At 40.4% G+C, this 13,652-nt stretch carries 17 protein-coding genes; 1 reads left to right on the top strand and 16 read right to left on the bottom strand.

Translation table 11 applies throughout. The features are described 5' to 3' along the window. Window positions 1–215: 215 nt before the first annotated feature. The 13 genes from flgL to PLANO_RS00585 form a co-directional block, all read right to left on the bottom strand. Window positions 216–1,097, bottom strand: coding sequence for a flagellar hook-associated protein FlgL (gene flgL / locus PLANO_RS00645; RefSeq protein ID WP_038702032.1), 882 nt, complete (start codon window positions 1,095–1,097; stop codon window positions 216–218). A 28-nt stretch (window positions 1,098–1,125) separates the two neighbouring features. After that, window positions 1,126–2,394, bottom strand: coding sequence for a flagellar hook-associated protein FlgK (flgK, locus tag PLANO_RS00640; RefSeq protein ID WP_038702031.1), 1,269 nt, complete (start codon window positions 2,392–2,394; stop codon window positions 1,126–1,128). Window positions 2,395–2,418: 24 nt separating this feature from the next. Further along, complete coding sequence (locus PLANO_RS00635; protein ID WP_038702028.1) at window positions 2,419–2,904, bottom strand: flagellar protein FlgN; 486 nt, start codon at window positions 2,902–2,904, stop codon at window positions 2,419–2,421. 33 nt (window positions 2,905–2,937) lie between these two features. Further along, window positions 2,938–3,207 carry a flagellar biosynthesis anti-sigma factor FlgM gene (gene flgM, locus PLANO_RS00630; RefSeq protein ID WP_038702026.1) on the bottom strand — a complete coding sequence of 90 codons (270 nt, stop codon included), beginning with the start codon at window positions 3,205–3,207 and terminating at the stop codon, window positions 2,938–2,940. Window positions 3,208–3,232: 25 nt separating this feature from the next. Beyond that, window positions 3,233–3,655 carry a hypothetical protein gene (locus PLANO_RS00625; RefSeq protein WP_038702024.1) on the bottom strand — a complete coding sequence of 141 codons (423 nt, stop codon included), beginning with the start codon at window positions 3,653–3,655 and terminating at the stop codon, window positions 3,233–3,235. Between the two features lie 69 nt (window positions 3,656–3,724). Next, window positions 3,725–4,147 (bottom strand): flagellar basal body-associated FliL family protein, encoded by a 423-nt coding sequence (locus tag PLANO_RS00620; protein WP_038702022.1) that lies wholly within the window; start codon window positions 4,145–4,147, stop codon window positions 3,725–3,727. 14 nt (window positions 4,148–4,161) lie between these two features. Then, window positions 4,162–4,968 (bottom strand): flagellar motor protein MotB, encoded by an 807-nt coding sequence (gene motB, locus PLANO_RS00615; RefSeq protein WP_052124265.1) that lies wholly within the window; start codon window positions 4,966–4,968, stop codon window positions 4,162–4,164. Next, complete coding sequence (gene motA / locus PLANO_RS00610) at window positions 4,919–5,728, bottom strand: flagellar motor stator protein MotA (protein WP_038702018.1); 810 nt, start codon at window positions 5,726–5,728, stop codon at window positions 4,919–4,921. Before motA ends, motB begins: the two co-directional genes overlap by 50 nt. Before the next feature lie 494 nt (window positions 5,729–6,222). After that, the gene (gene fliS, locus PLANO_RS00605; RefSeq protein ID WP_038702016.1) at window positions 6,223–6,597 is read right to left on the bottom strand and encodes a flagellar export chaperone FliS; all 375 of its coding nucleotides are present in this window, start codon (window positions 6,595–6,597) and stop codon (window positions 6,223–6,225) included. Between the two features lie 16 nt (window positions 6,598–6,613). Continuing rightward, the gene (locus tag PLANO_RS00600) at window positions 6,614–7,003 is read right to left on the bottom strand and encodes a flagellar protein FliT (RefSeq protein WP_038702014.1); all 390 of its coding nucleotides are present in this window, start codon (window positions 7,001–7,003) and stop codon (window positions 6,614–6,616) included. Beyond that, window positions 7,003–8,493: a flagellar filament capping protein FliD gene (gene fliD / locus PLANO_RS00595; RefSeq protein ID WP_038702012.1), complete on the bottom strand. Its 1,491-nt coding sequence runs from the start codon at window positions 8,491–8,493 to the stop codon at window positions 7,003–7,005. The genes PLANO_RS00600 and fliD overlap by 1 nt, the downstream gene beginning before the upstream one ends. A gap of 18 nt (window positions 8,494–8,511) precedes the next feature. After that, complete coding sequence (gene flaG / locus PLANO_RS00590) at window positions 8,512–8,856, bottom strand: flagellar protein FlaG (RefSeq protein ID WP_038702010.1); 345 nt, start codon at window positions 8,854–8,856, stop codon at window positions 8,512–8,514. Between the two features lie 306 nt (window positions 8,857–9,162). Further along, window positions 9,163–9,897, bottom strand: coding sequence for a glucosaminidase domain-containing protein (locus tag PLANO_RS00585; RefSeq protein WP_038702008.1), 735 nt, complete (start codon window positions 9,895–9,897; stop codon window positions 9,163–9,165). Window positions 9,898–10,090: 193 nt separating this feature from the next. On the opposite strand from PLANO_RS00585, the gene PLANO_RS00580 reads away from it, so the two are divergent. Beyond that, complete coding sequence (locus PLANO_RS00580; RefSeq protein WP_081976608.1) at window positions 10,091–11,020, top strand: SANT/Myb-like DNA-binding domain-containing protein; 930 nt, start codon at window positions 10,091–10,093, stop codon at window positions 11,018–11,020. A 134-nt stretch (window positions 11,021–11,154) separates the two neighbouring features. On the opposite strand, the gene PLANO_RS15755 is transcribed toward PLANO_RS00580, so the two are convergent. From PLANO_RS15755 to PLANO_RS16225, 3 genes are all read right to left on the bottom strand, one after another. Continuing rightward, window positions 11,155–11,331, bottom strand: a complete 177-nt coding sequence (locus tag PLANO_RS15755; protein WP_081976607.1) for a YjfB family protein — start codon at window positions 11,329–11,331, stop codon at window positions 11,155–11,157. Window positions 11,332–11,759: 428 nt separating this feature from the next. Continuing rightward, window positions 11,760–11,894: a flagellin gene (locus PLANO_RS00575; protein WP_038702006.1), complete on the bottom strand. Its 135-nt coding sequence runs from the start codon at window positions 11,892–11,894 to the stop codon at window positions 11,760–11,762. A 321-nt stretch (window positions 11,895–12,215) separates the two neighbouring features. Then, window positions 12,216–13,568: a flagellin N-terminal helical domain-containing protein gene (locus PLANO_RS16225; RefSeq protein ID WP_038702004.1), complete on the bottom strand. Its 1,353-nt coding sequence runs from the start codon at window positions 13,566–13,568 to the stop codon at window positions 12,216–12,218. Between the last annotated feature and the right edge of the window lie 84 nt (window positions 13,569–13,652).

Genomic DNA, 13,652 nt, shown 5'->3' with positions numbered 1-13,652 from the left:
TTTTGCTCCATATCCTACTAGTTTGAAGTTATACTTTTCTATTATTTTATCACTCTTAGAAGAAAGAGCGGAAGGCGGCGACTCCTGGGGGAGCAGTGATGGAGCAAAGCGACAGAGCGACACGAGCTGAAGACCCTGGACTGAGCAGAGCGAGGGAAGCGGCTGAAGCCGTGCCCCCCGGAAAGCGTCCGCCTGGAGCGATTTCTACTCACTCGTTACCTCAAAAAGTCCATTAAACTTGGTTGGATAATTTTTGATGTGGCAGCGAGGCTTGCTTGGTAAACACTTTCTTCACTCTTTAGTTTAATAATTGCTTCAGCATAATCGACATCTTGCAATTTTGATAACATTGATTTTAGTTCAAGATTGCTATCTAATAGCCGATTTTCTACTGCCTCTACTCTATTCTGGCGCCCACCATTCTCTGCTGAGACGGTCAGTAATCGTTCAATACCAGCATCGATTTTTTCCAAATCGACTTTTCCATTAGACTTAAGACTATTTACCATGTCGTTTAACGTTGTGAATAAATTGTTTGAATCTCCTGCATTCCCAAACAACTTGTCCGGTGTAACACTGACTTCAATTGTCACTTTATCTCCGATAGAAATAGTTTTTGGATTAACTGCAAACGTCGTTGTAAGATAGGAATCCGATTGCGGATACGGCGCTTGGTCTGTTTGCTGCCCATTAAACAAGTAATTACCATTTACTTTCGTATTAGCAAATTCTCTTACCTGTTCTGTCAATTGCTCGATCTCTGCAGCAATTGCATTTCGGTCTGAGTCGGACAAGGTATCATTATTGCTTTGAACGCCAAGTTCTCTTACCCGCTGCATAACATTAACTGTTGCATTAATATTTTGATCTGTTTCTTCCATCCATAATTTTGCCGCCCCAGTATTTCTTTCAAACTGCTCATTGGCAACTAATGAACTTTTTAAACTCATTGATTTACTGACACCGTTAGGATCATCGGACGGACGATGAAGCAATTTCCCAGTCGAAACTTGATTGTTCATTTTTTCAAATCGACTCAAATTTTGATTCATGTTGCGAATCGAATTTTGCTGGAGCATTTGTTGCGTAACTCTCATTTTGCTTCCCTCCATGTTCCTTCAACTATCAGCTACCCATACGATTGATAATGGTATCCAATATTTGGTCTGTCATCGAAACCAGGCGAGCTGCTGCATTAAATGAATGTTGATATTTGATCAAATTAGCCATTTCTTCATCAAGTGATACACCTGTCACTGACTGTCTACGATTTTCAGTTGCTAGCAAAGTCGTTTCGTGATTAGTAACCGCATTAGTTGAAGATTGGCTTTCGGCACCAAGTTTACTAACTAACTTACGGAAGCTTTGTTTAGCAGTTTCTGAACCACTTTCCATTGTAGAAGGCGCTTTGGGATTCTTCATCGTGTCATTGACAGTTATATTCGTGATATTAAAATTGGCAGAGTCCCCAACAAACAGCGGGTTGTCTATACCACCTGTTGCTGATATACCATTAGCCTTAACAAAACTTTCTGTTACTGCCTTAAATTCTTCATGATATTTCTCGGCAATTTCCAATGATTGACTTAGACCCGCTAGCTTGCCTCCGTATGCTTTGTTTTGAACACTGTCATCTGTATATATGATTTTGTCGAATTGACTTTTTGTAACCAATTCGGCATCTGTCGATTTCAACTTAATACTGTAAGAACCATCAACTTCTTCTTTAATTTTTACTGACATTAATTTCGATAATCCTTCAACTGCTGTGTCTCGCTTATCTCGCAAATCATTTGATTGGCTTCCGCTACGAAGAATACTAGTGTTTAAATCGGCAATTTCCTTTAAATATTCATTGGCTTCTGAAATTGCTCCTTGAGATTGTTGAACTAGGTCTTCTTTTAAATTTACCATCGATGTATCCATTGTTTGAGCAACTTCTATGAAAGCTTGCGCGCGTTCTTTGACAACTGCTTGCGCGGACAAGTTGTTTGGTTCGTTTCCTAAATCCTGCCAAGCATTCCATAGTTGATCCATTGCTGAATTTAAGCCAGTATCGCTCGGTTCGTTAATCACGGTCTCAAGTCGATCAAGGGTCGCCTGCTTTGCTTCCCACTGCCCTAAGTTCCCAGATTGGTCACGATATTGTTGATCGAGAAATTGGTCTCTAACTCGAGTAATCGAATCTAGATTAACACCTGTTCCCAGTTGACCGGAGTTTGCTCCACTATTTGTCCATATATCAACCGATTTGGAAGCACTTGAGTTTACTTGCTGGCGTGAATAGCCTTTTGTATTGACGTTGGCGATATTCTGTCCAGTCGTCGCAATGCTCGCTTGGCCAACGGATAACCCGCGTTTTCCTAATTCTAATCCGTGAAAAGTAGAAACCATAATTTCCTTTCCCCCCAACAATTTCTAAGCTCTTGTATCAAAAAAGCCTTGATTGTTTGTTTGTGATTTTTTCTGATCTAGCGGTGACTGATAATTGAAGTGCTGTTGCTTAGACTTTGTCACTTCAGTAATCATATGTTGAACAAAGCTCATCGAGTCTTCAAGTAGTGTTTCATTCGTCTTGTTTTTCGCTTGAAGCTCGGTTAAAAGCATTTGTAAAGTTTTCAATTGTAAGTGAAGCTCTTGTTTTACTTGTTCATCTGGAATTTGTTCGGCAAACTGGCTGAATGTCAGTCCAGGGTGCTCTTCCAATACGTCGGCCACGAGTTGTTGCCGTTCGTCTTCCAATTGGCCAAGCTGCTTAACCAGCTTTGCTTCTTCTTTCACAAGCTCTGTTAGTTCATCGACTTTTCGTTCGATCAACACCGTCTGCTTGCGTTCGGCATAACGGATAAGCTGTTTTTGTATGCTGATCAATTCGTCCAGCGTATTTACTACTAAGTTCAGCATCCGATATCCTCCTCTTTTTTAAAAAACATTCTTTTATTTATCGAACCAAAATTGATGAACTTTATCGGCTACTTTTCCTGCATCTACTTGGTATTCACCAGATGCCACTTGCGCTTTTAACAGCTGGATTTTCTCTTGTCTTTCAATGTCCACACTGGCATTTTTTTCGAACATCGCTTTCGCCTCATTTGAAATTTGTAGCTCATCTTCTTTTTGCAACGACTTTGTTTTAGCTGCCGGAGCTACTTGCATTTTTTGATAAGATTGAATAAAGGAAGAACTATTTGTTTTATCGATATTCATTCCTTCACCACCCAGTCGTCTATTTTTATTTCCTTAACTTCCAGTACTTATTACTAACCGTCGTTGTCTTTGTACTCATTTGCTTTATACCCTTATCTGCTTCAAGCGAATTATTAAGCTCCGCTGAAAATTCATTAGAACACTCTGTGCATAAATCCTCTTTTTTTATTACTTTACCACAACGAGAACATGGATAACCCAGATTAGGATAATCTACTGCGTAAAGATGATCGTTGCGAATAAAGTCCTTAATTCTCTTTTTCGAGACTTCTGTACTTTCACTAACTTCATCAATGGTTGCCCCATGATGGTGAACGTTTCTTAGAAAGTCCGCTACACGTTTAAAATCTTCTTCGATTTCTTTATGACACTCCATACAATGGTCCGAATAACTTTTATTAAATAACATGCCGCAAACACTACAATTTCCCAATTGACCTACCTGCATTTACTTCACCTGTTCTCTTCTATAGTTTTATATCGGCAACTTTTGCTAAATGTTAAGTAAAATCTGCAATTATTGCACTTTAAATTCTGTAACTAATACTCGTTCAACTTTTCCTTTTTCAAGCATGTCATTTAACTTTAGTGTTAGTTGTTTTTCTAGTGACTCAATACCTTCTTTGCTAATCAATTCTTCTTTCTGAAAACCAGCAATTGTAGAAATAACAGCCGCTCGCACTTCTGAAGTACGCTTCTCTGTTTCTTCTTTTGCTTTTTTATTATTTAATGCGATATTGAACTGAACAACTGCGAAACTACCAACAGATGCTAGGTTAGTAGTAATTGTGTCTGTATCAATGCTTAACTCTACTAATTCTTCTGCAGTCAACGGAGCATCTTCTGAACTTACTGGTTTCTTTAAAAAGAAAAAAGCTCCCCCGCCCCCAATTGCTAGCGCTAAAACAAGGATAATCAAAATGTTCTTGAATTTTTTCATGCTGTATACACCTCTTAGTCTTTAGTTTCTTCTTGATAAGGGGAGATCAGCACTTCTACACGGCGATTTTTCGCCCTCCCTGCTTTCGTATCATTTGAAGCAATGGGATGGTATTCGCTGTATCCGGTAGCGCTGAACTTTCGCGGATCTAGTTCTTTATTTTCAAGAAGAATTTTCATGAATGTAATAGCTCTAGCTGAACTTAACTCCCAATTGCTTGGGAATTCCATTGTTCCAGTTGGAACGTTATCGGTATGGCCTTCTATATAAATCATTCGCGGCGTATCTGTAGTCAATAATTCAGAAATCTCTTTAGCAATTGTCCTAGATTGTTCAACTATATCGGATTTTCCTGATTGAAATAGAACACCTTCAGTAATCGTTAACATTAACCCTTTAGACGTAAGTTCTGTTTTAAGTTTTGGCGAGAGTCCTTTTTCATCTATATAACGATCAATTCTTTTCTTAAACTCTTCTAACTCTTCTTGGTCTTCTTTCTCCAAGATTTCGATTTCATCTTTTTCTATAGGATCTTCAGTTTTCAAATCTTGCAGCGGCTTGGTTGGTTCTATACTTTCAACTGGTGCTTCGTTTTCCAAAACTCCGGTCCCACCTTGCAACTCGCTATTAAATGAACTAGAAATTGCTAGGAATTTCCTAGAATCTACTTCACTTGCTGCAAATAACACAATAAAAAGAGCTAATAATAATGTTAAAATATCAGCGTATGGCAGTAACCAAGCTTCATCCACATGTTCTTCGTGTTTTTTTTTACGCTTCAACGCGAACACCTTCTTTTTCTCGTACCTCTGGTTCTGCATCAAAAATTCGATCTTTTGCTGACAAGTAAGTTAATAGTTTTTCTTCTACAGTTCGGACCGGAAGTCCACATTGGATAGATAATAATCCTTCAAGCATAATCATTTTCATTTTCACTTCTTTTTCGGATTTCCGCTTGAGTTTGTTGGCGAAAGGATGCCATAGTACATATCCCGAGAAAATCCCAAACAATGTAGCGATAAAAGCTGCTGAAATAGACTTACCTAACAAAGCCACATCATCTAGGTGTCCTAAGGCAGCAACTAAACCAATAACTGCTCCTAGTACGCCGAGTGTTGGCGCATATGTTCCAGCTTGCGAAAAAATCTTCGCTCCCAATTCATGGCGCTCTTCCATAGCTGCAATTTCTTCTTCCATCATTTCACGGATATATTCTTGAGACTGTCCATCAACAATCATTTTTAGTCCCCGCTGTAGAAATGGATCTTCAACCGCATCTGCTTTTTCTTCCAGTGAAAGTAATCCTTCTTTTCTAGCTAATGTAGCCCAGCCAGTAAACATGGGAATCAGTTCTTTAACCGTTACCATTTTGTCTTCACCAAAGATTACTTTGAAAAAACTCGGAATTTTCTTAACCTCTTCCATTGGGAAAGCAACGAGGATACAGGCGACCGTCCCTGCAAAAATAATTACCAATGCCGCCGGGTTATATAAAGCGATTGGATTAGAACCCTTTAAGATCATTCCACCAATCAACACGACAAATCCCATGATGACTCCTATCCAAGATGTCTTGTCCACGTTTATACCTCATTTCGTTTTACGGGTGTAGTTTCATTGATATTCCGTTAAACAACTGCGCTTTCCGGCTCACAGGATGTGAGTCATGCAGCTGGTGCGACAGGACGTCGCGATACCAGCTGCCAAGGGCTTGCGCCGAACTAACTCGGGCTCACCGCCCGAGTGGATTTCGACACTTCGCTATCCCGCGGGAGTCTCCGTTGTTTAACTCCATATCTAGTTTTCAAAAATAATAAATTTCATATTTTTAAGTTAGAGTGCAAAGTTTCTAAAGAATTCTCTTCAGGTGGACGCTTTCGGGCCCACAGGATGTGGGTCATGCAGCTAGTGCTGTTCCCGCAGGAGTCGCCGCCTTACGCTCTTTATTCTAATTTCCAAAGGTATAGTTAGCATCGGCGCGTCCACGGGCTAAGCAAAGCAAGAAGACGGGCGTTCTTTGCCTGGCTTCTTGCGGGAGCTATGCCCAAAGCGCAGATGCGGCTTGTTAGATTTACTTATTTCTTCGCTAACGCCATCGCTTGTTTCCATGTGTTGCGCATATCTGCCATAAGTGTTTCTACTTCTTCTAATGCTTCTATATCGTTTTTCATGTTTGCTTCTACCAGACGGTTGTACATGTATTCGTACATTTGCTCAAGGCCTGCCGACATGTCGATGTCTGTGTTTAATGTGCTACGCAGTTCTTGGACGATGTTTTGTGCTTTGATGATGTTGGTGTTTTTTTCTTCGAAATTTTTATCGTTCATTGCGCGTTTTGCCATTTTCATAAATTTCACAGCACCTGTGTAAAGCATTAACGTCAGTTCTTGTGGTGATGCGGTCATTGCTGAGTTTTGTTGGTAAGTTTGGTACGGATTGATAATTGCCATTCAATTTCCCCCTTGCTTAATTACGCTTGTCGATAAATGAACCGGCAGTAGCCATTTCTTGATAGGCTCCGCTGTATTTTTTGGATATTTCCTTTGTTTGTGTAATGCGTTGAATTTGTGCAAAAAATGATTGATGCAAGTTATTGATCAATGGTTGTAAATGTTGATCGATTTCTTTTAGTTGTTCGATGATGGAATGCTCTTCTTCTGACCAACGGAAGTTTCGTTGTTTCATGAAGGTATCCAATTGATGGATAGATTCTTGCCGGTTGTCGAATAAAGTTTCTAGTGATTCGACGATTCCTTCTTCGTTGTCTTCCATTCGAGCATTGATGTGTTGCGCTCTTTCGTATAGCTCACGTGTCTGTTTTAAAAAGGCATACATAATTGGTTTAGAATCACTCATTATGATCCACCGAATAAGCTTTGCTGCATCCATGTGCTTTGTGAGTTCATTTTACTTAACGCTTTTTCCATCGCGGTAAATTGTTTCCAGTAGCGATCTTCAACGCGTGACAACCGGTCTTGCCAGCGACTAATTTCCGTATCCATTCGTTTTAATTTTTGAGAAAGTGTACTGTTATCGACCGAGCTTGAAGAGCTTCCCGCTTTTGCGCTGAGTTTTGTAACAATTGAGTTTAGGGTGTCATAAACGCGTGCGCCTACGCCGTCTCCTGCTGCGTCTCGCGTCGTGAACAAAGCCATAACTTCTTCTGGTTTTTTCGTTAGTGCATCTTTTAACTTTTCTTCATCGATGAATAATTTACCACCCTCTGTATAAGAGCCGGTATTAATACCAATTTGCGATAAATGATTGAGGTTGCCATCTGCCACTCCTGATACTGTATCCATAAAGGCTCTTCGCAAATCTTGTAAGGCCGACTTCATTATCGGGTCGTTGCGTAACAATCCACTACGCGCTTTTTCTTCCCATAATTCAATTTCCGTTTCTGTTAACTCTTTTTTCTGTTCATCAGATAAGGGTTGGAAATCTGGGTAGCGCTTTTCGATAATTTGTTTTTGCAAGGTATCGATGGTTTCGTTGTATTTATCAACAAACTCTTTGATCATCGCTAGTGGTTTTTCAGGGTTTGATTGAACATTGATTGTTTCAACTGTTCCAGCCTGTAATAGATTAATTGTTAAACCGTTTACTGTTGTTTGGTTAGTTTTTAGTCCATTTACTTCAATGCCATCAAATTTAATGGCGCCGTCTGTAGCTCCATCAGCCGTCGCTGTAGCAGTACCGTTATTAATGATTTTGTTAGCAAGATCTGCGTTAGCAGTAGTTCCATCCTCTGCCGTAAAGTCCATTCTAAAAGCTTGTTCGCTTCCCATCCCCTTTGTAGCGATGAAAAAGCGAGAAGTTGTATTGTCAAAACTTGCTCTTAAGGCTGGAATTGAGGCTGCTGTCTGGTCTTGAATATTTTTAGCTATGTCTGCAAAGGTATCGGTACTATTAACATCAACAACGATATTTCTTCCTTCGCTAGCTATTGTTATTTTTCCAGCCGTTCCAATTTGGTCTGTCGACTTAGCAGCGGTCCCCGCAGAGTTTTGTACCGCATTAGTCGAAGTCAGTTTCGCCGCACTCGCGACCCTCACTACTTCTACTTTATACGATCCACTCATCGCAGTAGGAGTAGTGGCAACGGTAAAGCTTGTTGGATTCGGCGACACGGCACTATAAGCATTAAACGACGATTGTAGTCGTAAGCTACTCGCACTCGTCCGCAAGCTCGACATAGACAAATTGGTTTCGCGAATTGCTTCTTGCTGCCAACCAGTAAATGTCTTTTCTTGCATTAATTTATCTAAAGGTAGCTTTTGGATTTTCATCATATCTTTAACGATTGATTCGGTATCCATACCTGATGCTAATCCACCCACGCGCATAGTTGACTCACTCCAATCTTATAATTTCTCATCCACCATGAGGCCTGCAAAATCGGCCATCGAGGCGTACATATCTAAAAACTTCTTATTTGGAATCTCACGTAAAATTTCTTCTGTTAATGAATTTACGACTTGAACATAATAAACGTTCATGTCTTCGTGAAATTGAAACTTCACATTTGTCGCAGCTGACTCTAAAAACTTGTTCATGCTGTCGACTTTATCGGTAAGTGCTTCTTTCGTGATGTGTTTGTCCGCTTCTTGGTGTTTGTTTTCTTCTGAAGCGATAGGTTGTTTTGATACGATTGATGTTGGTTCGCTAACTTTCGGGAATTCTATCGAAGGCAATCCATTTATTCCCATGTAGGTTACACTCCTCTTCCTTCAAATCGACTAAAGGGCTCTATATAATAGTTATCGGCAGAAAAGCAGATTTTTTTAGTAAAAAAGCAAAAAAAAATAAGACAGGTTTGTGAAAATCGAACCGCGCTGGTCGCTTTGGGGATGACTCCCGCAAGAAGCCAGGAAAACCACCTGTCTTCTTACTCCGTCTACCCCGTAGATGCGCCACCGCTAGCGTCTGGGTTAAAAAATATAAAGAAGAGGTATTGGAACAAGTTCGTCCCAATACCTCTTTTGTTTACACGCTCATATTTTCGAAAATCTATGTTATGTCAATTTAGAATATTGACTGCTGACACCGTTTGTCCAGTGGTTGTTTAACCCGGTTGGATCATTCGCTGCTCCAACTGGCGCGTATTTCGCTCCGATTTTAGCGATGGTGTCTTTGCCTTGGTTCAAGTAATTTTGACGCAAGTTACGCGCCATATCAAAAATGCTATCTTCTACAGAAGCATAGCTACGTAAACCGTTTTTTCCCATCATACCGGCCACATTATTTTTATCATGTGCTGCACGCGATGAACCATTGCCCGTTTCGTGAATGGCAATTGCGGACAATAAGTTCGGATCCAAATCGTATTTTTTTCCTGCATTGATAAAGTGAGCAGCTGTTCCACTCAGTTTGCCGTCTAATGTATTGTCTAATTTAATAAATTGTGTCGGTTTAAACTTCAAATCACTCGTATCGCTCGCAGCTGTTGGCACTTCTTGCGTGTTGAGCGGAGGAATTGCAGGATTATAAGAATTGGATAATGGAGCAGTTAACGGTGTCGTCAAAGTAGGCAATGAAACTTGAGCGCCTGCTTGCGGAATCACACCGGTATTCGCTTCTTGCATGCTTTCCATCATAGCGTTCATCAGCAACGCAAAAAACGTGCTTGGACTAGTCGAACTGCCGATAGAATTACTATCACTGCCAGTTTGCCCCATAGCCGGCATCGATTTCGCCATCGTCGCGATTGTATTATATAAAAGGAAATTCGAAGAAATTGGACTGGTCAATCGGTTCTCACACCCTTTGTTAGAGTAATCTTGTTTAGTGTACAAGATATTGAGAGAAAAAAGAATAGGATAATTGTGGGAAGAAAGCCTTTTTTATATTAATATCTGAAAACTCGAGCAGGAATAGACACTATAACTATTTCGTCGTAAAATAAAAAGAACAAACGTTCTTATTTTAGATAGGAGTGATGGGATGAATTTACTTTCACTAACATCAACTGAACAAAATGTCTTGATCGCAAGTATTTTAGGAGACGGTGAAATCACAAAAAGATATCCAGGATCTCGTCGAAAAAATAATAGTTATAGAGAACACTTTAGCATCCAGCAACTAGACTATCGTATTTGGAAACGAAATCTATTGCCATCTGCTTTCTATTTTAATCAATCACGTTCTTTACTACTTTCTCCATCGCTCCCCTTGTTAACACAAATGTTTGACCACTTTTACAATTCTAGCGGAGATAAGATAGTCTCTTTAACAATGCTTGAGTTATGTAAATCCCCTTTGTTTCTCACGACTTTGTATTTAGATGACGGTTCACTATGCATTTCTATGAATCGAAACGAATTAAAGAAAACCATCTATTTGACACCACACATTTATCTATATTTACAGTCTCTGTCTTTTGAAGATTTATGCAAATTAAAATTACACATAAGCACTTATTTCGGAGTCGAATTTAATACTAGTAAAAGGTCTGATGGATTTGGATATATATTAAAAACGACCAAAGTTAGTGAAACTATGAAGTTCCTGAAAGTAGTCGGCGATGCCTCAAAGGACTGTCCTTCTATGTATTATAAAACCGATTGGGATTTTCGTTTTCAAAAAGAAATTGATCGGTACGAGGAATCTCACCCTGGATACGAAGTGATTGCGAGTTCTTCAGATCGGCGAAAAAATTATACAAACGAAGAATGTGAAATACTATACCAAATGAAAAAAGAAGGAAAAACAGATAAAGAAATTGCCCTTCACTTGAACCGCACGTACTGGTCTATTGTTTACAAATGGAGAGAGTTACGTGAAAACAGCGTCACCCTCATACCATCAGATTGTAAGACATATATAGCGAATGGTAATGGAGAAGGCGACTCCAGTGGGAACAGCCCGCGGTGAAGACGGTGTAACCGGCTGAGGCCGTGCCCGCGGAAAGCGTCCGGCGCAATGGACATGAGCCACTACTTTAAGAAGAAAGAAGAGTTTCCTACAAAAGTCATTTTTCATGACCTTTTGAGGAAACTCTTTTCATATTAAGCTCTAAAATCAATCGAACTTCCCACATGAGGTCGAACAGATTGCTCGAGCATCTTCACAACCTCTTGACCATTCGTCTCCGCTTGATCAATCGTCTTTTTCATCACCGAAACATTCGCTTCAGTCTTTACGCTCGCCTGACTCATTGCCATTGATAACGCAGCGATATCCATAGACGCGTCTCCTTATAGAAAAAGGAGCCTAAACTCAGGCTCCTCGATTTCTTAAAATTAACGTAGTAATTGTAATACTTGCTGTGGTGCTTGGTTGGCTTGCTTTGCCACTATGTCTTTCGATCATAGAATAGACTATATCTTCACCCTCACATTTGAGGGGCTGGGCACTTCGAATGGCGCTTGCCACCCTACGGATTTCATCGTCATAGCTTTTGCCTTAGACGGTTTATCCTAGTCGTTGAACCTTCCCCAGAGTTTCCTCACAGGAGCTTGGCTGCTGATTATCCATTGGTGTATCCTCATCATTTTCAAACCGTCACGCCGACCGTTTCCAGTTACGTTGTGGTTGATGGGGCTTTAGGAAGTTCCAGCAATTCACCCAGTTATACTCTAACCCGTTACCCGGTTAGACGCCCTAAAATCAATTATCTCAATAGTTGTAATACTGATTGAGTCATTTGATTGGATTGAGCCAACATTGCTTGTGATGCTTGTGCAAGAATCGAGTTCTTTGTTTGTTCCATCATTTCTTTCGCCATCGTGCGAACATTTACTTTCATAAATGACTAGACTATATCTTCACCCTCTAGTGTTAGTAGGGGCCGGGCACTTCGGATCCACAGTACTGATGTATACTGTCTCACCTACGGATTTCATCACCATAGCTTGCGCCTTAGATGGTCTATCCTAGTCGTTGAACCTTCTCCACTCTTTCGAGACAGGAGCTTGGCTGCTGATTGCCCAATCTTTTATTTTCTCAGGCCGTCACGCTTGTCGTTTCCAACTACGTTGTGGCAATAAAAGCTATCAGGGCTTTCCAGCAATTCACCCGGTCGTAATCTCTGGCTGTTACCGGCCAGGACGACTGTACCTCCACTCGCTTACGCGGCTTCGGCATAATCAACGTCGCGGATACGTGATTCCGCAGCTGTTAGGTTTTCTGCAGATGTATTCAAGTTGTTGATTGTGTGCTCAAGACGGTTTTGAACAGCGCCTAATTTCGACCGTTCTGAAGATACCGACTTAATTGCAGCATCAATTGTCGTGATTGATTGAGAAGCTCCAGCTGTAGAAGTAACATCAAGTGAATCAACTCCTAATGCAGAAGATCTCATATCACTAATTGAAACATTAATGTCTTGTCCTTCATTTGCACCAATCTGTAGACCTAATGAATTATTAGCATCAATGTGCAAAGTGCTAGCTGCAGAAGCATTTTTCACATCTAATACTAGCCCATCAAACTGCCCGCCATGGAAAGTTACTTTATTTCCATTTGCAGAGAAAGTAGGATCTGTAGCACCAGTTGTAGCAGCATTTACAGTAACTGCAGCATCATTACCCATAACTGTTGCTACACTTGCATCTGTTCTAGGACCAGTAAGCAAGTCATTAGCATTTTGATCTACCATTGTCATAGCTCCACCTACAAATGTATCACTTGCAGCCCCACCACTATTCAATGTCAAATCCGTAATCTCAAGTTTAGCGTCTGAACCAGTATCGGTTGTTGAAAATGTTAATGAAAAAGCGCTCGTATCGTAAGCAGCGGTAACACCTGTTTTAGACGATACTGCATTAATAGCCTCTTCAACTTGTGATCCAGTCATTCCTATTGTAAAAGAAACCGTGACTCCATTAATAGAGATATCAGTATCCGAACCTACAGTCATGGCCGAAGCACCATCAATTGTAACGCTAGCAGCTTTAGCAGCAGCAACACCTGTCAATACCAAGTCTCCTCCAGCTCTAACACCTTCAGATCCTTCTAAAACTTTTAAACCTGTGCCAGTTGTTTGAGTAGCTTCGATTCCAGCTCCACCATTCAATAACTTTTTAGAGTTAAACTCCGTGGCATTACCAATTCTGTCGACTTCCGCTGTTAATTGTTGTATTTCTTTTTGAATTTCGTCTCTATCATCTGTTGTATTCGTATCATTTGCAGATTGAACAGATAATTCGCGCATTCTCTGAAGAATGGAATGAGTTTCATTCAAAGCTCCCTCAGCAGTTTGCATTAAAGAAATTCCATCTTGAGCATTTGTTGAAGCTTGCTCCAACCCACGAATCTGTCCGCGCATTTTCTCAGAAATTGAAAGTCCAGCCGCATCATCCGCTGCGCTGTTAATGCGAAGTCCTGAGGACAACTTCTCCATGCTGTTCATTTGTGCACTTTGAGCCGAGCCCATTTGTCTGTGTGTGTTAAGTGCTGCGATATTGTGATTGATAATCATTGTGTATTACCTCCGTGTAATGTTTTTTTGTTTTTTGTAAGCGTCCAAATCCTTTTGCACTGCCTTACATAAGTTATTATCGGA

Source organism: Planococcus sp. PAMC 21323 (genome assembly GCF_000785555.1).
In the GTDB taxonomy this organism is placed as follows: Bacteria; Bacillota; Bacilli; order Bacillales_A; family Planococcaceae; genus Planococcus.
Note: the sequence above shows the minus strand (reverse complement) of the source record. Positions and strands in the feature narration are given on the sequence as shown.